This is a genomic window from Confluentibacter flavum (assembly GCF_002843175.1).
Lineage (GTDB): Bacteria > Bacteroidota > Bacteroidia > Flavobacteriales > Flavobacteriaceae > Confluentibacter > Confluentibacter flavum.
This window is the reverse complement of record NZ_PJEO01000027.1, coordinates 46,700-68,540: the sequence shown is the minus strand read 5'-3', so window position 1 is coordinate 68,540 and position 21,841 is coordinate 46,700. Positions and strand designations below refer to the sequence as shown.

The 21,841-nt window shown below is 31.9% G+C and carries 14 protein-coding genes; 7 read left to right on the top strand and 7 right to left on the bottom strand.

The annotated features are described in order from the left end of the window. Nucleotides 1-3 precede the first annotated feature (3 nt). Nucleotides 4-2,817 carry a hybrid sensor histidine kinase/response regulator transcription factor gene (locus CSW08_RS08475; RefSeq protein WP_106659457.1) on the bottom strand — a complete coding sequence of 938 codons (2,814 nt, stop codon included), beginning with the start codon at nt 2,815-2,817 and terminating at the stop codon, nt 4-6. 379 nt (nt 2,818-3,196) lie between these two features. Here CSW08_RS08475 and CSW08_RS08470 point away from each other — a divergent pair, with 379 nt between their 5' ends. The 7 genes from CSW08_RS08470 (at nt 3,197) to CSW08_RS08440 (ending at nt 15,937) form a co-directional block, all read left to right on the top strand. Then, entirely contained in the window at nt 3,197-4,543 is a 1,347-nt protein-coding gene (locus tag CSW08_RS08470) for an MFS transporter (RefSeq protein ID WP_106659456.1), read from the top strand. Nucleotides 4,544-4,665: 122 nt separating this feature from the next. Continuing rightward, nucleotides 4,666-7,809 carry a SusC/RagA family TonB-linked outer membrane protein gene (locus tag CSW08_RS08465; RefSeq protein ID WP_203226863.1) on the top strand — a complete coding sequence of 1,048 codons (3,144 nt, stop codon included), beginning with the start codon at nt 4,666-4,668 and terminating at the stop codon, nt 7,807-7,809. 41 nt (nt 7,810-7,850) lie between these two features. Continuing rightward, nucleotides 7,851-9,551, top strand: a complete 1,701-nt coding sequence (locus tag CSW08_RS08460; RefSeq protein WP_203226862.1) for a RagB/SusD family nutrient uptake outer membrane protein — start codon at nt 7,851-7,853, stop codon at nt 9,549-9,551. Between the two features lie 113 nt (nt 9,552-9,664). Next, a complete protein-coding gene (locus tag CSW08_RS08455; RefSeq protein ID WP_106659453.1) occupies nt 9,665-11,200 on the top strand; it encodes a glycoside hydrolase family 32 protein in 1,536 nt (511 codons plus the stop codon). After that, nucleotides 11,178-12,887 (top strand): glycoside hydrolase family 32 protein, encoded by a 1,710-nt coding sequence (locus CSW08_RS08450; protein ID WP_203226861.1) that lies wholly within the window; start codon nt 11,178-11,180, stop codon nt 12,885-12,887. Before CSW08_RS08455 ends, CSW08_RS08450 begins: the two co-directional genes overlap by 23 nt. Beyond that, complete coding sequence (locus CSW08_RS08445) at nt 12,877-14,445, top strand: glycoside hydrolase family 32 protein (RefSeq protein ID WP_238987228.1); 1,569 nt, start codon at nt 12,877-12,879, stop codon at nt 14,443-14,445. The genes CSW08_RS08450 and CSW08_RS08445 overlap by 11 nt, the downstream gene beginning before the upstream one ends. Nucleotides 14,446-14,479: 34 nt before the next feature. After that, nucleotides 14,480-15,937 carry a PQQ-dependent sugar dehydrogenase gene (locus CSW08_RS08440; protein ID WP_106659452.1) on the top strand — a complete coding sequence of 486 codons (1,458 nt, stop codon included), beginning with the start codon at nt 14,480-14,482 and terminating at the stop codon, nt 15,935-15,937. A 534-nt stretch (nt 15,938-16,471) separates the two neighbouring features. On the opposite strand, the gene CSW08_RS08430 is transcribed toward CSW08_RS08440, so the two are convergent. The 6 genes from CSW08_RS08430 to CSW08_RS08405 all read right to left on the bottom strand — a co-directional run bounded on the left by CSW08_RS08430 (nt 16,472) and on the right by CSW08_RS08405 (nt 21,814). Next, the gene (locus CSW08_RS08430; protein WP_106659451.1) at nt 16,472-17,026 is read right to left on the bottom strand and encodes a porin family protein; all 555 of its coding nucleotides are present in this window, start codon (nt 17,024-17,026) and stop codon (nt 16,472-16,474) included. A gap of 75 nt (nt 17,027-17,101) precedes the next feature. Further along, entirely contained in the window at nt 17,102-17,623 is a 522-nt protein-coding gene (locus tag CSW08_RS08425) for a TonB-dependent receptor plug domain-containing protein (protein ID WP_106659450.1), read from the bottom strand. Further along, nucleotides 17,605-18,027, bottom strand: coding sequence for a peptidase associated/transthyretin-like domain-containing protein (locus tag CSW08_RS08420; protein ID WP_106659449.1), 423 nt, complete (start codon nt 18,025-18,027; stop codon nt 17,605-17,607). Before CSW08_RS08420 ends, CSW08_RS08425 begins: the two co-directional genes overlap by 19 nt. 116 nt (nt 18,028-18,143) lie before the next feature. Beyond that, nucleotides 18,144-19,277, bottom strand: a complete 1,134-nt coding sequence (locus CSW08_RS08415; protein WP_106659448.1) for a glycerate kinase — start codon at nt 19,275-19,277, stop codon at nt 18,144-18,146. A gap of 20 nt (nt 19,278-19,297) precedes the next feature. Beyond that, entirely contained in the window at nt 19,298-21,016 is a 1,719-nt protein-coding gene (locus tag CSW08_RS08410) for a hypothetical protein (protein WP_203226860.1), read from the bottom strand. 60 nt (nt 21,017-21,076) lie between these two features. Further along, nucleotides 21,077-21,814 carry an MBL fold metallo-hydrolase gene (locus CSW08_RS08405; protein WP_106659447.1) on the bottom strand — a complete coding sequence of 246 codons (738 nt, stop codon included), beginning with the start codon at nt 21,812-21,814 and terminating at the stop codon, nt 21,077-21,079. Nucleotides 21,815-21,841 lie beyond the last annotated feature (27 nt).

Sequence of the window (21,841 nt, the reverse complement as noted above, 5' to 3'; positions counted from 1 at the left end):
TACCTACTTATTTCTTTCTATATATTCTGATGGCGTTATTTTAAAAATATTTTTAAAACAGCGTGTGTAATATGATGGTGTTTTAAAGCCTACATCATATGCTATTTCAGAAATTGATTTGCCACTGTTTCTGAGAAGTTCTAGTGATTTTTTAAGTCTTGTTGCTATAATAAATTCACTAATAGACATATCTGTCATTTTCTTTATTTTTCTATAAATATAGGTTCTTGACATTCCCATTTTATTACTCAGTTCTTCTACATTAAAATTTTCATTATCAATTGAAGATTCAATTATTCTTCCAATTTTCAATAAGAATACTTTATCCATTTTATTCAAGCCAGATTCTTCAATATCCATTTGATTATCTGATATTGAATGATAATGATTAATTAGCTTTAATCTCAATTCTAATAACTTTGCGATTCTGATTTGAAGTAATTTAGAATTAAAAGGCTTAGGTAAATAAGCATCGGCTCCATAATCAAGGCCTTCCAATTTATGTTCTAATTCACCCCAAGCAGTCAACAATATAATTGGAATATGGCATGTCTTTATATCTGATTTTAATAGGTGCACTAATTCTAATCCATTCATGTTTGGCATCATAACATCACTAATAATTAAGTCTGGTTCTCGATCCTTAATAACCTCTATGGCTTCAACTCCATTATTGGCCTCAAGAAAAACATATTTATTGCCCAAACTAATCCTAATAAAGTCTCTAATATCAGCTATGTCCTCAACTACCAAAATCACTGGCAAACTTGAGCCTCCCTGGGTATTAATTAAAGGAGTACGAATTTCTTGAAAATTCACAATATGAAAATCCTTTTGATAATCAATTAGTAATTCACTCGGTTCTATAGGATTATATTCTTTTTCTTTCCTCTCAATAAAATTAGAATCTTTATTAACTGGGAGATAAAGACTAAATTTAACACCAAATCCTTTCTCATTTTCAACTAATATGCGACCTCCATGCATTTCGACAAATTCTTTTGTCAAATTTAAACCAAGCACAGTTTTAAAATAATCACCAAATCTTACATTTTCATTAAATGCATCAAAAATAGTATCCAATTTTTCTTGAGTGAGCCCTGTGTTAGTATCTACTATCTCAATCAGAACCTCTTGATTATTTGACTGGTTGGAAGACAGGTTAATTTCACTTATTTTTATATAAATTTTCCCGAAGTCTGGAGTACGTATTTGGATGTCCATTAAAATTGAATAAATAGCCTTTTGAATTTTTTCAACATCTAAATAGCCTTCAATATTTTCATTTTGACATTCTAAGGTAATCGAAATATTACTTTGTTTTAAAATTAATGAAAAGGAATTTATAACATCTTTAAAAAAATTAAAAAAATTAACTTTACTTAGGTATAGTTCCAATTTCTTTCTTTCAATTTTTCTAAAATCCATTAATTGATTAACTAAATGCAAGAGTTTTAAAATATTTCTATAAATTAATTTCAGAATAAATTGCTCATGTTTACTAAATACTTGTTTTTCCATTAAATTCTCCAAAGGCCCTTTAATTAATGTTAAAGGCGTTTTGAATTCATGTGATACAATTGTAAAAAAACTTAATTTAGTATTTAATGTTTGTTCTAATTGATTACCAAAATAGATTAATTCATCATTTTTTTTAGTTATTTGGATATTTTGATTTTCGATTTCCTTATTTATAGTGATTAGGTTCAAATTTGCATTAACCTTATTTTGAAAATTCCGATAAATCACATAAATTATAACAACTATTAAAAAAAGGCATGCAATTGTTAACATTAATACAACTTGTTGGCTTTGTTGTTTTGAAATTTGAAAATTAAGTTTAGAACTTTGTTCCTCTAAATTTTGCTGAAAAGACTCTATTTGACCAGAAAGTAATTTTACAATTTTTGCATTTGTTGAATCAATTACAATAGTTTCTAAAATATTTTGCCGCTTTACGGGTTCTCCTTTTAATATTTTATCCGCAATTTGTAAAGCCAATTCACTTCCTGTAGGATAAAGAAAAGTTGCATCTATATTTTTATCAAGTACTGCTTGAATACCCCCAAATTCACCATTCAAACCATCAATTCCTATAACAAAAGGACGATTTTGAACTTTCAATTCTTTCAAAGAGTTAACTGCTCCTAAAGCCATTAGGTCATTGTGCGCATATATTAAATCAAATGATACATTAGAATTAATAATATTTGAAATTTCTCTTTCCGATTTGCTAAAACTCCATTCTCCTTCTATAGATTTCTTAATTCTTATTTCTGGATAATTAGATATTTCTTCTTTAAATCCTTTTTGTCTTTCTTTAGCAGGCCAAGTTTCCAACAATCCAGTAATTTCAATAACCTCGCCTTTTCCATTTAACAATTTACTTGCATACTTTGCAGCTTCCGTTCCTATTTTATAATTATTACTACCTATATAAGATGTGTAATAATTAGATTCAATATATCTTTCTAATAAAATTACAGGTATACCTCTTTTATACACTTTCTCTATAATTGGAGTCAAGGCCTTAGATTCATTAGCTGAAACAATTAATAGGTCAACACCTTCATTAATCAAACTTTCAATCTGGGTAATTTGATTATCACTACTATTTTTAGCGTCCTTAATAATTAGCTCTATATCTGGATACAAAGCAGATTCGATTTGCATCTGTTTAATTTGATCTTTTCTCCATTCATGGGTAGTTGAACATTGTGAAAAACCAACTTTATATTGACTAAAAGAAATAAAAGAATTAAATAAACAAACCAAATGACTACATAAAAAGACTAAAACAGAAAATCTTGTTTTCATTTTGATTTATTAAATGAGTATTAGATAATTAAACATGATAAAACAGAGAAATATTAATGTAATTAGAATATTAAAAGAAATAAAAAAACTGCTAAATAAAAATAACAATCTCCCATTAACTATTCAATAAAATTGCTTAAAAGACAGAAATGAAATCAAACTTAATAAATATAAATTATCTTTTAAAATTTAATATACTATTAGATGGATTAAATCAAAATTTATTTCATCTAATGGTAACATAGATACAAAATTGACAACATTTGTTAATTTCATCTTAAATAAAAGCTGCTTTGAAACATACTTCACAATAATTGAATCATTGTGTATAACATCAAAAATAATACAGAATTACTTTTGACTATCTCATCGTTAATTCATGAAAAGACAACTATTATTAATTGTTATTCTTGTTGAAGTATTATATGCATGTATAATCAGCACCAATATTTTATTAATTCCTTTTATAATTAAAAACTCCACTCCAATATTTCATCCCTATAATATATCTATAAAATTAGTCATTGGAATAATCTTGATTAGCATTATGATTGGCGTATTAATTATAATTTATTTTTGTGATAAATTTGGACGCCAAAAAACACTTCGTTCAATAATTGGGATATTATTTGTCTTTACAATATTAAGTAGTATCGTTTCAGACTGGTGGCCTTTCCTTTTTTTCAGATTTATAAATTGGGTGTTAATTGGATCAATATTCGTAGTTACTCCTATTCTCATAGCAGAAATTTGCAATTCAAACATCAGAGGAGGATTAATTTCATTTAATCAGTTCTTAATAATTTTAGCATTTTTTTTTGGTATTCAATTTAACTATATCTTTTCAAATAACTTTTTAGAAATATCTAATTCACTTACTTGGATTGAAACTGGCCTTATTCTAGCCCTTTACATTACTACTTACAAAATTCCTGAAAGTCCTCGTTGGTTATCCATAAAAGGTAAAAAATCAGAAGTAATTAATAATCTTAATAAAATTCGTGTAAAGAGTTCAAAAACTGAAGCTAAATTAATTTCTAATCACTTGATATCAACCCAAAGCACAGAAAACACTCAGCTTTTAAGTAATAGTAATAATAAGCCATTAAAAATTTTACTCACGCTAATAAGCTTTTATCAATTAAGTGGAATAGGGGTCATAATTTACTATACACCTCTCATATTTGAAATTTCCAGTATACAAAATAAATCATGGTCAACACAATTTATATATATTGGACTTACAGTTTTACTATTTACATTTTTATCAATGATTTTGGTTGATATTCTTGGTAGGAGGATACAATTAATGATTGGTTCTTTAGGAATGATGTTTTTTCTTGCAATGCTTTCTAAATCCTTTTATTTAGAAAATTTCCTTGAATTAGCCGGATTAGGTGTTATTATATACTTATTAGGGTTTATTGCCTCCTTTTCATACTCAATAGGAACAGTAATCTGGATTCTTATTTCCGAAATATTTCCAATAAGGTTTAGAGCTAAAGGGCAAGCTTTTGGAAGCCTTTGTTATTTGATTTTAATTTATATTAATTTTTTTCTAATTCCTTTTTTTCTTAAAACACCAAAAATAAATGAGGGAGGTTTGTTATTCGCCTTTTCATCCTTATCCATGATAGGATTATTCATTTACAGTATAAAAAAAATACCAATTACTGAAAGGAAAAATCTTGAAGCAATTCAAATTAATTTAAATAAATCTCATTGATGTATGACACATTATAGCACTAAAAAAATTAAACACATTAGGTCTAATAATTATAAACCGCCCTAATACATAATAATGAAAAAACTTATTATTAATTACAAACCAATAAACTTATGCACATTATGAAAAAATTATTACATTTAAAAAAATCCTTAAAAGGGGTTTTTGTTCTGGTTCTATTTCTCCATTCAGCATGCCTGATATCTCAAAATATCAAAATATCAGGTAAAATAACGGACACTTCTGGAACACCTTTAATGGGTGTCAATGTTATTGAAACTGGTACTTCCAATGGAACAGTTTCAAATGGAGATGGAATATATTCATTAGTAGCGAATACTAACGCAACTATTCAATTTTCTTATATTGGATATGTAAGTCAGTCCATAAAATTGGGTGAAAGTTCAACATTAGATATAAAAATGTTAGAATCCACTGAAAGTTTAGACGAAGTTATTATTTCTACTGGATATATTGGTCAACGAAAAGCGGATCTTACTGGAGCTGTTTCAGTCGTTAACATGGAAGGAATAAGAAACATTCCAACCTCAAATCCGATGCAGGCGCTTCAAGGACAGGTCCCTGGACTTTATATTCAAACAGATGGAAACCCCAGTGGAGACAATAGTCAAATTTTGATTAGAGGTTTTAGTACTCTTGGTGACAATAACCCTCTGTATGTTATCGATGGTGTTCCAACGAAAAGAGCTCAAGCTTTTAAAAATTTAAATCCACAGTCAATTGAATCTATTCAAATTTTAAAAGACGCTTCGTCTTCTTCAATATATGGGTCGAGAGCTTCGAATGGAGTTATTATTGTTACTACCAAAGAATCAAAAGGCCAAGAAAAATTAAATATTCAATATGACGGAAGTGTCTCAATTCAAAAATATTCTAGCTCATTACCTGTACTTAATACTAAGCAAAGAGGTGAAGCTCTTTGGAGAGCCTCTATTAATGACGGTACTAATCCGAATATTCATTCAGCCTTATACAATTTCGATTGGCATACTGACAATCAAGGAGTGCCAATATTGGATCAAGTGAATGTTGTTGATTGGATTGGAGGTGAATCGTTAGGAGTTCGTTCAGCAGATACTAATTGGCAAGATGTTGTATTTCGTGATGCAATAATGACATCTCATGATTTAACAATTACTTCTGGATCTGAAAAAAGCAGTATGTTATTCAATGTGGGATATTTTGACAATGAAGGACTAGCCAGATACACCGATTTTAAGCGTTACAGTGCCCGAATTAATACATCAACTAAACTTCTTAATGGCAAATTAAAGATTGGAGAAAATTTCCAATTAGCAAAATCGGTTGAGACACCAACCCCTAGTGACTTAGGAGGAGCTTCGGTTATCCAAATGGCCAAATTTCTACAACCAATTATTCCAGTTTATGACGTGAATGGAGAATTTGCTGGTCCTCCTATCGGTGCAGGATTTTCTGATAGAAACAATCCACTTCACATGCTTTATATTAATAAGGATGATAAAAATCATAGGCTTGAAATTTTCGGTAATGTTTATGCTGAGCTAGCATTAGCCAAAAACTTAACTTTTAGATCCAGTTTCGGAATAGATAACACAAATGGTTATAATAGAAATATTGAACGTTCATTTACTGAAGGATTTTTAAGTAGAACTATAAATAGCTTAAGTATTAATAAATGGCACGGAATTAATTTGACCTTTTCAAACACCTTAAATTATCGACTATCCCATAAAAGTCACAATTTAGACATCGTAATTGGAACAGAAAAAGTTGATCAACAATTCTTAGATAATGGAGTTTACAGAGAAGAATTTGCTCTTCAAGACGATGATTATTTTCAAATAGGTGCCGGCACTGGAAGAACTACAGCAACAGGAAGTGAAACAGGAAGTAAATTATTCTCTTATTTTGGAAAAGTCAATTATGATTTTGATAAAAAATATTTTGGTTCATTTACAATTCGTAGAGACGGATCATCACGCTTTGGCGAAAATAATCGCTACGGTCTTTTTCCCGCAGCAAGTTTGGGGTGGAAGATTTCGAATGAAGAATTTATGGGAACCTCAAAGGAAATAATTTCAGATCTAAAAATAAGAGCTGGCTTTGGTGTGGTTGGAAATCAAGACATTGGAGATTATGCCAGATTTGCTTTATATGAAACAAATTATGGTGGTTCAGCCGGTAGAGCAAGTACAGGAACAGCATATCCAATCGCTGGTCAAAATAGTGGCAATTTACCTTCAGGATTTGTTTCGTTGCAAGCGGAAAATAAAAATCTCAAATGGGAAACAAGTGAAGAGCTAAATATAGGATTGGATTTTGGATTCTTAAACCAAACATTAACAGGATCATTAGACATATTCAAGAGGGAAACTAGAGATATACTAATTAGACCTCCATACCCCTCAATTTTAGGCGAAGGAAAATCACAATGGGTAAATGGAGCCACAAACGAAAGTAAGGGTTTTGAACTCATGGTAAATTATCAAAAATCTTATGGTGATTTCAACTATAGCGTTACGGGCAACTTAGCGAAATTTAAAGATGAAATAACCTACTTACCACAATCAGTAGTGAGATCTTATGCTGGTAATGTTGAAAAAACTATTCTTGGACGTTCTCAAACTGCTTTGTTTGGATATATTACAGATGGTATATTTCAAAATCAAGCAGAAGTTGATGCTCATGCAAACCAACCAGGTAAAGGTATAGGCAGATTAAGATATGTTGACCTAAATAATGATAATGTCATTAACTCATTAGATCAAGATTGGCTAGGAGACCAATTACCTGACTTCACATACGGAATTAATCTTAATCTTAGTTATAAGAATTGGAGCATATCAACCTTCTTTCAAGGAGTAGCTGGTTTAGAAGTTCCCAATGGAATAAAATCAGCAACAGATTTTGTTGGATCTAATTCTGGAACCAACTATGGTCTTAGAACTTTAAGCGCTTGGACACCTCAAAATACAGCATCAACTATTCCAGCATTATCACTTGTTAATCGTAATGATGAAACTAGGAGATCAAATTACAATATAGAAGATGCTTCTTATTTAAAACTAAGAAATTTAGAAATAGGTTACGACCTTACCAATATTGTTGGAAAATTCGGAATAAATAGTATGCGTATTTATATGTTAGGCCAAAATTTATTTACTTTACAAAAAGATGAATATACTGGTCCTGATCCTGAAAATCCTGGAAATTTATATCCAAGACCAACTACCTATACTTTAGGTATTAACATTAGTCTTTAACTTTTAAAAATAATATTATGAAACATTTTAAAAAATTCTTAATGTTCATCACAATTATGACTACTATTTTAAGTTGTAATGATGATTTGAGTTTTAGTCCAAAAGGAGTAGTCTCATTAGAAACTTTAGATACACCTGAAGAAGCTGATCAAATGGTTATAGCAGCCTATGCGGCTTTAGGAAACGATTTTGGCGGAACAAAACCAACTTCTAGCATGTGGTTATACTCTTCTGTTCGTTCAGATGACGCTTATAAAGGAGGTGGGAGTGTCACTGATGGTGGCGGAGGTCAACTTAATGCCTTTGAACAATATAATCTTGTTCTTCCAAGCATGGCAAGGATAAATGATGCTTGGGTGTTAATATATCAGGGGGTAGCCCGTACAAATAATGCTCTCAGAATAATTTCTCAATTTTCTATCGATGAATATCCTAAAAAAAATGAGCGTATTGCAGAAATGAAATTTGTTAGAGCTCATTGGTGGTTCTTATTAAAAGTCTTATTCAAATATCCCGTTTTAGCAGACGAGACAATAAGCGATGATGACCTCAAATTAACAGGAAATAGAATCTATACCAATAATGAAGGCTGGGATTTAATTGCTAATGATTTGCAGTTTGCAATTGACAACTTACCTACAAATCAAAATGAGATAGGTCGACCTAATAAAATTTCTGCTAGTGCTTATAAAGCAAAAGTTAGACTTTACCAAGCATATGAACAAAATGAACAAAATGCTATTATAAATATTAGTCCAGAAAAGTTAAATGAGGTAGTTGCTTTATGCAATGATGTGATTAATTCTGGAAAATATTCATTATCAAACGATTTTTCCGAAAACTTCATTTTAGAAACTGAAAATGGACCCGAGTCCGTTTGGGCCATTCAGTTCTCACAAGATGATGGCACAGAACAAGGAAGACTAAATATGGCTAATAGTCATAGTTATAGTCTTGCCCCGGGGTATGGCTGTTGTGGATGGCATCAACCAAGTCAAACCATGGTAAATGCTTTTAAAACGGATATAGATGGATTACCTCTTTTTAACACTTACAATGATATTGAGATGAAAGATCCGATTGATTTTCAAACTAATGGGGTTGATCCTAGACTAGACCATACCATTGGTATACCAACTCACCCATATAAATACGATCCAAGTTTTATTTACCAATCAAACTGGGCAAGAACTCCAACTATATATGGTCCATATTCTGGCATGAAAGAAATGCTCCTACCAAATGATCCCGGTTTAGTGAAAGTTGGACCGTTTTTTGGAACCTCAAAAAGTGCAGACATAATAAGATATGCTGATGTTTTATTAATGAAGGCAGAAGCTCTGATTGAACTTGGAAGACATGTAGAAGCCCTCCCTTTAATTAACGAAATTAGAGTTCGAGCTGCAAATAGTACCGGAAAGTTAAAAAATACCGACGGATCACCCATTTCTAACTATCGAATTGAGCCTTATAATATAGCTGGATGGACACAGGATTTTGCACGAAAAGCTATGCAGTGGGAAAGGCGTTTAGAATTTGCTACAGAAAGCCCTAGGTTCTTTGATCTTGTTCGTTGGGGAATTGCAGGCGAGACCCTAAATCCATACTTAGAAATTGAAAAAACAAGACATTCCTATCTGCAAAATGCACAATTTACAGAAGGGAAAGACGAGTATTTTCCTATACCTCAAGCACAAATTGATTTAACCGAAGGGTTATATCAACAAAATGTTGGATGGTAAAATATTTGAATTGATGATTAGTAGTAAAGGTTCATGCCAACTTAAGAAAATAACATCATTCTTTCGCTGGCGTGAATTTTTCTAAATAGAATATAGATAATATACTGTTCCTTATGTCAAATATTAATTATAAATCCATAATATATTTTAGCCTATGCATTTGTCTTGCTAATATTTCTTTTGCTCAAATCCAATTGGAAAACAATTCTTCCGACAAATTCAGATTAGATTACAGAAACGTATATGAAAACATGCATTACAATCAAGAGTTAAGGCCTCAAGTTCACTATACTCCTATTACAGGTCAAATAGCAGATCCTACAGGTCTAATAAAATATAAAGGGCAATACCATCTTTTCTATATGTTTGATGAATGGTCAAAAAAGCGAAAAGAAAATAAAAATTGGGGACATGCTGTAAGTTATGATTGCATTTTTTGGGAACAGCTTCCTAACATTACGAATACAATCATTGATAATGCGCCAGGTAGCGGTAGCGGCATTGTTGATTGGAACAATACACTAGGGCTTCAACATGGTTTAGAAAAAACACTTATAGTTTTCTATACAGATTATGGGAGAGGACCATCGTTAGCTTTTAGTCTTGATGCTGGAAAATCATGGATTAGACATAAAAACAACCCTATAATTGAAGGAAAAGAAGGCATGAGAGATCCATTGGTTTTTTGGTATAAACCAGATCAATCTTGGCGTATGGTTCTTTATGAACAGTTCGGATTTTCGTTTTATAAATCAACCAACTTATTGAACTGGAAACTACTCAGCAGTTTGAATGGCTTTCATGAATGTCCAGATCTAATAGAAATTCCAGTAGATGAAGATAAAAACAATAAAAAATGGGTTTTGATAGATGGCAATGGTGCTTATACAATAGGAGATTTTGATGGAACAAATTTTAATCCTATTAGCAATAAAACGTACTTAGGTAAAACCTCAATTTTAAATAAATCAAAAAATCGAGTTAATTATTATACCAAAGACATTTATGCCACACAAACTTGGAAAAACTCTTATGAGGGTGATGGTCCTTTTATTCAATTAGCATTTATGATGATAAATGAAGATCCCAACCATAATCGTACTTGGAGTCAACAGTTGATTTTTCCTGTAGAACTAAAATTAAAAACCATAAATAACGAACTCCGCTTGTGTAGAAATCCAATTGATGCAATAAAGCAATTAAGGCATGAAGCTAAGATTTGGAAAAATATAATGTTACATCCAAAAGAAAATATACTAGATAAAATTAAAGGAGACGTTTTTGAGATTATTTCTGAAATAGAATTAGGAACTTCAAACAAAATAGTTTTTGATATTAGGGGCCAAAAAATAATATACGATTCAGCTTTGAAAGAATTATCTTTTTTAGCCAGCAAGGAAAAGGTCATTCCAGTAAATAACACAATCAAATTGAGATTCATTATTGACAGAAACTCAATTGAAATATATGCCAATCAAGGAGAAGTTAGCATAACACGATTATTCTACCCTGATGCAGATAATAAAAATTTAGGACTATCACCAATTGGTGGAAATTGTAGAATTAATAACCTAGAGGTTTATAAGTTAGAATCTATTTGGTTAAAGAGAGAACAAGAATTAGGCTATGATAGAATACATGATAGATAATATGAAAACAACAAAATTAAAAAAACTCTTTTATTCTGACTTTATTTTAGTTTTATTAATTATAATTAGTGGTAATAATATAACTCAAGCTTGTTATGCTCAATCAAAAAATGAGGATTACACATCCAAAGTCCCTCGGTTTATTTTTGACACAATTTTACATAACCAAGAATTACAATTAAAAAATAACCCACTAATTCTCCGATTTGCAACATCTAGAGAAAAATTAAAAAATGATAAATATCGACCAATTTACCATTTTGTGAATCCAGAGGGCAAATTAAACGACCCTAACGGTCTTTGTTATTGGAAAGGTAATTGGCATCTTTTTTATCAAGCATATCCACCTGAAGATCCTCGTCAACATTGGGGGCATGCTATCAGTACCGATTTGGTTCACTGGCGTGATCTTCCATATGCTATTTATCCAAATCCAGAATACCAGTGTTTTTCAGGTACCACATTTGTGGAGAAAGATCGTGTGATTGCCATGTACCATGGAACTCGGGCTGGGAATATGGTTGCCATTTCTAATGATCCACTATTGTTAAATTGGGAAAAAGTCACAGGCAAAGCTGTAATCCCATTAAATGGCCCAACAGATGCCCCACTACCGTATACTGTATTTGATCCAAGTATCTGGAAAAAGGATGAAACCTATTATTCTTTATCCGCTGGAAGATCAGCTAAAGGGCCTGGAGGTAAATGGATTAGGGCCAATCATCTTTTTCGATCAAAAGACTTGGCCAAATGGGAATATTTGCATGAATTTGTAAAAGATGATAGATTTACATTAATAGGAGATGATGGTGCCTGCCCTTATTTTTGGCCCATAGGTGACCAGCATATCTTAGCATTTTTCAGCCATATGAGTGGAGGACAATATCTTTTAGGTGAATATGATAAACAAAATGACAAATTTGTAGCCACGTCTCATGGAAAATTTAATTTTGGAGCTGCTATACCTTCTGGTGTACACGCACCCTCAGCGGCTCCTGATGGAAAGGATGGGGTCATTATTATTTTTAATATGAATCCTGGAAAGCCAACTGTTGGATGGAATCAAATTATGACTTTACCTAGAAAATTAACCGTTATAGGTAAAGATACTTTAGGTATAGAACCAGCAGGAAATATAGAATCATTACGCTACAACCATAAGCATTTGGATTCTATGGAATTACCCGCCAATGAAGAAATTATTTTTAAATCGATTAATGGAAACACGATGGAAATCATAGCCCAAATAGATGTAAAAGATGCGCCTATGATTGAACTTAATATTTTACGTTCTCCAAATAAAGAAGAATATACAGGTATTTCATTTTTCAAAGAAAGAGGATTTCATCAAGGACGCCCATATGAAGTACCTAGGCCTGCGAATTGGAAATATAAGCATCAAAGTATGATATCGCTTGAAACTTCTCATTCTTCTATTTTACCAGATGTTCTTTCCAGACCACCTGAAATCGCTCCAGTACTACTCAATTCAGAAGAAACTCTTAAACTTCGGATTTTTATAGATAAGAGTGTGGTCGAAGTTTTTGTGAATGGAAAACAATGCGTGGCGGCAAGAGTCTACCCTGAAAGGAATGATAGCGTTGGAGTGTCTATTCGCTCTCAAGGAAAATCCAGCAAGCTTATTTCATTGGATGCTTGGCAAATGAAAAATATTTATGAAAAATAGAATAACTATGTATAATAATAAATTAAGATACAAAATTCAATATCTAGTGTTACATCTCCTATTTATAGGCTTTTTTGCAAATGCCCAATCTTTATCAGGAGGCATTGAATACAATGAACAATACAGACCTCAAATCCATTTCACTCCTAAAAAAGCATGGATGAACGATCCAAATGGATTGATATATTTCAATAAAACATATCATATGTTTTTCCAGCATTATCCTGATAGTACAGTGTGGGGTCCCATGCATTGGGGACATGCTGAAAGCAAAGATTTGGTACATTGGGTAGAAAAGCCTATCGCACTATATCCCGATAATTTAGGTTATATTTATTCAGGCAGTGCCGTAATTGATAAAAAAAATACATCAGGATTTGGAAAGCTTGGCAAAACGCCTCTTGTATCAATATTTACTCATAGCAATCCGATTTTAAGAAAAGAAGGCCAAGACAATTATCAATACCAAAGTCTTGCATATAGTCTAGATTCAGGTAATACTTGGACAAAATATAATGGAAATCCAGTTTTAAACAATCCAGGTATAAAAGATTTTAGAGACCCAAAGGTAAGTTGGTTTGAACAAGGGAGAAAGTGGATTATGACACTTGCTACAAAAGATAGGGTTACGTTTTATTCCTCAATTAATTTAAAGGAGTGGCACAAAGAAAGTGAGTTTGGAAATGATTTAGGAGCTCATGGTGGCGTATGGGAATGTCCTGACCTTATTTCATTCGTAGTTAATGGAAAAAAAATATGGGTTTTAATAGTAAGTATAAACCCCGGCGGTCCGAATGGTGGTTCTGCTACCCAATATTTTGTCGGTGATTTTGACGGACACCAGTTCTCTACTTTTGATTCAAAAACAAGATGGGTCGATTATGGTACCGATAATTATGCTGGTGTAACATTCTTTAATACAAAAAAGCGTAAACTATTTATTGGCTGGATGAGTAATTGGCAATATGCAAATAAAGTTCCCACTACCTCTTGGAGAAGTGCTATGACCACAACACGAGAATTAAGTTTAAAAAAAATAAACAATGAATATTTACTTGCCTCAAAACCGGTTAAAGAATATGAACAACTTAACTTAGCACATAGTTCATTTAAAAATATTGACCTAACTGATGATTTTGATTTAACTAAGAAAATAAAGACGTCAATAGATCGTAGCCGTATCCAGTTAACATCAGACTATCTTAAAAGTTTTAGTATAATATTGTCAAACGATTTGTGTGAACAACTTATTTTAGGATATAATGAAAGCCAAAATGAATTTTATATTGATAGAACAAAATCTGGAAAAATTGATTTTGAGAAAGGCTTTTCAAAACGCATCACCTCTCCTCGCTTAGTAAATAATAATAAAGTGGATTTAACACTAATAATTGATGATTCATCTGTTGAGCTATTTACTGATGATGGATTAACAGTTATGACCGCTTTATGTTTTCCTCAAAAAAAATATAATAATTTAAAATTAAAATCTAACAGTAATTTTTTAATTAATAATCTAGATTACTGGTCTTTAAAAAGTATTTGGAACAATAATTAAATAATTGATTTTTAAAAATAAAAATCTTTATTTTATGAATAAAACGAGTTATCAAATAATCTTATTAATCCCAATTTTGTTTTCAAACATAACCAGTTGCAATACAAACAAAAGTAACAACCAACCCCCCCATATAGAACTCGATGAAAATAAACATAAAAATGCTAAAGTTATTTTTGAAAATACTTGCTCTGGTTGTCATGGAGAAAGAATAGAAACTTTTGTTGATAGAAAATGGAAATATGGAAAAAGCAAGGATAGTCTAATAGAATCTATAAAAAATGGATATGCGGACGCAGGAATGCCTAGCTTTAAGTCAGCCTTTTCAGAAGATGACTTCAATGAACTTGCAGAATACATAATGAATGGAATTGAAATCATTAAAAAGCTTGATTTTAAAGACGTTGAAGTAAAATCAAATATTTTTATTTCAGAATCGCAAAAAATCCAATTGGATACCATTGCTAAGGGTATTAAAGTCCCATGGGGGATGGCTTTTCTTCCAAACAATGAAATGTTAATCACTGAACGGGCTGGAAAACTTTATAAATTAAAATCAAATAAAACTTTAATAAATATTGATGGAGTACCAGATGTAGTTGCAGAAGGTCAAGGAGGCTTATTGGATATTACATTGCACCCTGATTTTTCAGACAACCATATAATTTATCTTTCTTATGCCATTTTTAAAAAAACCGACAGTATTACTTTGGCTACTACAGCGGTCATGAAAGCTAAACTTGTTGGAAATAATTTAATTGATCAACAAAATATTTTTGTCGCATTACCTTTCTCAAGAACCCGGCATCATTTTGGTTCTAGATTGCAATTCGGTAATGACGGGAAGTTGTACATTTCTGTTGGTGAACGTGGAAACGAAAAAGAAAATCCACAAAGCTTGAGTAACTTCTTGGGAAAAATACACAGAATAAATGATGATGGAAGTATTCCACAAGATAATCCATTTGTTAATCAAACTGGCTCTATTCCATCAATTTATTCTTATGGGCATAGAAACCCTCAGGGTATGACACTAAATCCAAGAACAGGAGAAATATGGGTGAATGAACATGGTCCCAGAGGTGGTGATGAAATAAATATTATAAGAAAAGGTAAAAACTATGGTTGGCCCATTATAACCTATGGTATCAATTATGACGGTAAAATTATTAGTAACCTAACAAAAAAAGATGGGATGGAACAACCTGTTAAATATTGGACTCCTTCTATTGCGCCAAGTGGAATTGCTTTTGTTACTGGAGATAAATACAAAAACTGGGAAGGAGGTCTTTTATCAGGTTCTTTAAGGTTCAGATATTTAAATCACTCTAAGATAAGGACTAATAAAATTATAGGTGAAGATGAAATTCTTTTAAGAAATATAGGCAGGATAAGGAATGTGAAAATGGGAAATGATGGTTTTATATATGTTGCAGTTGATGGTTCAAAAAATTGGTCTGGCGGAATTTTTAAATTAGTTCCCTTGAATTAATAATAATAATATGGCAAGAACAAATTATAATTTACAAAGTAAAAATGTCATTATTGATTGAATAATGCGAATCAAGGGTTAAAAAATTAGGGCTATAAAAGTAGCGATCAACCTTCCATTTACATGGAGCGTCAAACCCTTTGTAGACCTAACCTTACTTGTTTTCTGTATATCTGATTTCTCAATAAGCCAACTGAACAAGGCTTCCATGGGCTGTCTGATTTTAGATACGGCTCTTGAATACAGGTCATTGCAAGCTCTGCCAAATTTCTTTACAGCATCGACCAAGTTGTATGAGTTTCCAACCTATACAATCAAACTCAGTATCGCGCTTTAGCTACATTAAAATACCGATTATTTCATCCTTTGGATCTGCAAAATATTGAGAAATAAATAATTTTTTGAAACCAACTATCCTCGAGGCAGTCCATATAGGTATTTCATTGAACTAGAGTTATAGGAGTTCACGGGAATGACAATTTCCATGTAAAACCTGGAGAGGTTGAGCAGAGACCCCTTGAGGATTTATTCCGATTAAAAAACATTATAATTGATATTAATTCCTACATATACATTGAAAGGAAGACCAGGATAAAAATATCTAGGAGCAGTACTTCCAAAACCACGGGCATTAATTTGAAGTTGGGAAGCGTATTTAGTATTAAGCATGTTATTCATTCCAAAAAACAAATCGTAGGATAAATATTTTCCAAAATTATTTTTAAAACCAATCTTGCTGTAGAGCAATTCATAATTATCGCTAAATGTGGTATTAGCATCGTTTGCTGGTATCCTTGCTACCTCCTGAAAATTAATATTTCCATAAAGACCTCTGTCTACAATTATATCCAGTCCAAAATTAATGACCTCTGAAGGAACACCAGTAAGATCATTTCCAGAATAATCATAATCAAAATCTACAAACTCTTTGAATTTAAAATCGTTTTTGGTAGCACTTATAACAGAAATTAGTTTGATTTTATCTGTTTCAAAAAAGGTATAGTCAAGATCAACTTCAATTCCATTATGATTTGTTCTTCCTGCATTTATTGCAAAAAATTTATCGTCAATAGTCCTCCTGGAAACCAATAGGTCTTTGACTCTTAGTGTATATAAGGAACCTTTTGATCTATCCCACGTAAAGGCGGCTTGTCTAGGATTATCCTAAAAACCCTTCCTGTCTAAAGAACTAAGAATACCAGCTTTTAAATTAACATAACTTCCTATTAATGAGAAGCTGTCATTTTCTCCTCCATAAATACTAGAGATTATAGTTAGGGTGTGTCTATTATATTCATTGTTATTTCTATAACCATCTGTATGGTTATTGCCATAAATTAGGTTTACTCCAAATTTCTCTCCTCCAATTGCAGTTTTAACCACAAGTCTTCCAAAACTTCCAGCGCTTATAGATATAATACTGTTTGCAGACTTATAATCGGTGTATTCTGGCTGTAATAAAATTGTCCCACCTAATCCTACTCCATAAGTACTAGAAGAAGGCCCTTTAAAAACCTCAATTCTTGATAAGCTACTAAGTTCCAAATCTTCAATGGAAGACTCCCCGTTTCCATCTGTCAATGGGATATCCCCAAAGTAAGTTCTTATATTTGCGGTTCCAAACAAGTTTCTTGCTCCAATACCTCTTATCATAATCTTATTTGTGCTTAAAGTTCCTGACTCCATAAAAACCCGGAAACCCTGTTCAGTATTGGATGCAATTCCATTAGGTTTCCTCTATTTAAATCCACTGCACTTACTAATGATATAGCATTTGTTGCATATTTCTGTTTTATTGGTATAGTCAACCCATTTATAATTACTTCTTCCAATTCATAAATACTAGGAGTTAGTGTTATTACGAAATCTTCGTCTTTATTGACCTCAATGTATTTGATTTTATAACCTTTATCAGAGATTTCCAAGTCGCCGAAGGTAAGGATACTTAACTTACCCGAAGCATCTATGAATGTTTCATTTTTAGAATCAATATCAAATATTTTGGCTTTTTTTATTGGAGTATTTAGATCATTATCTATTACTAATCCTGTTATTTTAAATTGAGCTTGAGCAAAGAAAATAGAGAGCAAGCATAGGTATGTTACTGTTTTGTTAATGTATGAATATTATTAATTTTTTGTGTATGAGAAATTTTTATCGCGAAGTTCTTTGAAAAATTTTGAACAACAGTAAAAAATAAGGGGTGCTAATTATTTATATTTAACAAATTACCAATCTCAAAAGCAGTTCGTTTTATATTATGGGTAGCAAAGTCAAAGGCTTTTGCAAGATCTAAGGGTTCATGACTTATTGGTATTAACACGTCAAAGTATTGGTGTAACTCTTCAGTAATTTGTAAAGGCACTTTTCCTGCTAACCCAATTACTGGAATCCCTCTACTTTTGGCTCTTTTTGCCACACCAAAAGGTCCTTTTCCTTGAAGCGTTTGTTCATCTATACTTCCTTCGCCCGTAATAACTAAATCACACTTTTCTAAAGCTCCATCATATCCTGTAAGTTCCAAAAAATAATCAATCCCATTTACTAATTTAGCATTTAATAATGCATATAATCCAGCCGCTGCTCCACCAGCAGTTCCACCAAACTTAATTTCTGAAATATCAAGTCCAAAATTTTTAATTATAACTTTTGATAACTGTAACAAACAATCATCTAATTTTTTTACATTGTTAGGAGTAGCTCCTTTTTGTGGTCCAAAAACTTTTGCAGAACCATATTCCCCTAATAGTTTATTATCGACATCACAAAGTACCACTAACTCACAATCCAAAATTCTTTTATCGAGTCCTGATATATCAATACAATCCAAGTCTGGTAAATCCTTAGGTAAATTATGTAAATTTTCACCGCTTTTGTTTAAAAATCTAACACCAAGTGCACTTAAAATCCCAGTGCCCCCATCAACTGTTGCTGAACCTCCCATTCCTATAATAATTTTTTTGACTCCTTTATCCAAAGCCAATATCATCTGTTCACCTGTTCCAAAAGAATTAGCAATCAATGGGTTTAACTCGTCAGGTTTCAATAATTTCATACCAGATGCATTTGACATCTCAATTACTGCGGTATTACCCATGTTAATTAAACCAAAGGTTGCTTTCGTTTTTTTTCCTAAAGGGTTTCTAACTATGCTTTCTACATATTTACCACTTAGCTTATCCATTATAAGATCACAAGTTCCATCTCCTCCATCTGCTATAGGATAGCATTCACACGTACAATCCAACTTGCTTAGAATTAAACCTTCCTGAATTAAAAGTGCAACGGATTTAGCATCAACACTGTTTTTGAAAGCATTTGGAGAAATTAGAATATTCATAATGATATTTTATTTTTTTGTTATTTGACTTGAACCTTATATGCTCTTTTCCCTTTTGTATCTTTATTGCCTATAAGTCCTGGACCACCTGCAGCAACAAAACCATAACTAGCTCCTAATTTATCCGGAGTTACCCAAAAAGAATACAAACTTCCTTTTTTAAGATAAAATTTAAATCTAACCTTTTTACCTTTTAGAGCCCCCAGATCTTTTACTCTCTCCCAATTAACTTCTTGTATAGTACTATCCACAGAAATAATTTTGCAGCTTTCTCTTAAAAAAGGTTTAAAAGGCTCATAATCTTCATTCAAAATTTCTACCTGCAATTCTCCTTCTTTTGAATCAACATTTACAAACATATAATCGCCATTGAAAATAACAGGTCTGGTAATTAAAGTTCCCCATTCTTCATCGGCATTTAGCGACACGAAACCATCTCTCCTTAAAATGGCTAACCCCATACTTCCTCCTGCATACATGTCATTTTTTAATTTGGGAGATATGCCAGACCATGCACTATAATAAAAATATAGTTTATCCCCTACTACTAGACATCCTCCTCCAACAGCATGTATATACCCTCTATCCCAATCACCAATTTTAAGAGTAGATCCAATAAAAGAACGTCTATCTGGGCGTGAAAAGTGGAATCCATCGCGGCTATATCCCAAACTCATATCAGTAATTTTGGGAAAACCACCAAACTCGGCTATTTGGTTATTTGGCCCTCTATGTATCCCAAATAGACCAAGCATAATACTTTCATAGGCAACAACATCCGCGTCATAAAATTGAGTTGGATCTTTAATAATGGGATTAGCCACATCAAGTGAATCTACTTTTAGCCAAAATACAGGTTTTTGTTCTGTTTTTGCTTTGTTTTCCCACTGTGATGCACTGTAAAACTCATCAGATTCATAATAACTTCTAACACGTTGATCTTGCCAATATGACCTTATACTGAACACCCATTTTTTTCGAAAAGGATTATAAAAAAAACCACTATTATCACCAAGTTCAGAAGTATTCCCTAACAAGTCCCAATGAATTCCGTCCCTTGAATTATATAATTCTCCATCTTGCCCCTCTGGAAACCTATTAAACAAAAACATTTTAAATCTACTTTGTTCATCAGTAGTCTCGTGATCCAACCAAATGGTAGAGCCATCCCTTCTATATCCATCACGAATCTTTAATACAAGGTTTGTACCTTTCACAACATCCAATTCTGGCCTCTTCCAATTAATCCCGTCATTGCTCGTAGCATAACCCGTTCCACTAAACCAACCAGCATGATACCATAATTTAAAAAGTTTCTGTTTAGAATCATACCACAAACCATCATTAAATGGTGCCGCTACCGGAATATTGCCCTGATTCAACTCAATTTTTGTCTCAGGTTTAAAAATGGGGTTTTGGTTTATTTTTTCAGCCAAATGATAAACCTTATTCAATGAGGTTTTCTCTATTAGGAAATCATCAACGAATAATTGTCTACCAACATCTATGAAAATTACTGCAGGTTTATTGATTAAATATGGGATTTCTATAGGTCTTCTTGAACGATCAATATTATTAGGTGGCCATTTGACTGGCAATATTAATCCGTTGTATAAAAGTTCCCCTTTCTGATTTGTTTCAATTGAATCATTTGAGTTAATTTCTAAAACATTACTTTGAGACAATACTTTAATACAACATAAGAACAAAATCATAATATTTAGAAATATTTTTTTCATTTTAATATTATTAAATTTCTATTGATAAATCTTTATTGAATATAAATATCATTATGAGTATTAAAACCCACAGAAAAAATAATTATCATGACCCGGTACAACAATGTCAGACATACCTGCAATTTTTTCATATGTTCTTAGCGATTCTTCTGTATCAAGAGCTTTAAAATACATTCTGTTTTCATCCCAAAAATCTTTTGTTGCCACTGCATCACCTGCAACAAAAATGGACAAACCTTTAAAATCAAATCGCAGTCCGCTTGTTCCTGGAGTATGCCCTGGAGCTGTAACAACATCTATACAATCAAATATCTTAGTCCCGGCTGGCTCAACTTTTTTAATATAATTGTTTTCCTTATTAATTATTTCAGCAGCAATTGGATTTGCAAGCCATCGTGCTTTAGGAAAATTTAATATTCCTGCGTGATGATCTCCATGTTCATGTGTAACAAAGACAACATCAATATCATCAGGGGCAAGACCTGTACGACGCATTAATTCTTTAGCCATCTCAGTACTATCCTTAAGGGAAGGATCCACTATAATAGTGTAATCTTTTAATCTAATAATAGTTGTAGTGCAAATAACCGAGTGAAGTGAACGCTCTTCACTTTCTCCCCAATACCTGTTTCGTGATAAATTACCAATTGTAATAACATCCCAATGAATTACATCTGAATTTTTTTTCCCTTTTAGTTTAATCACATCAAATGTATTTTTACTATTTAATGATTTGCAACTATTCAACATGATTAATATAAAGGATAAATAAATAACTAAAAAAAAATAATGTCTCATTTCAATTTACTTTATAATTATAATATT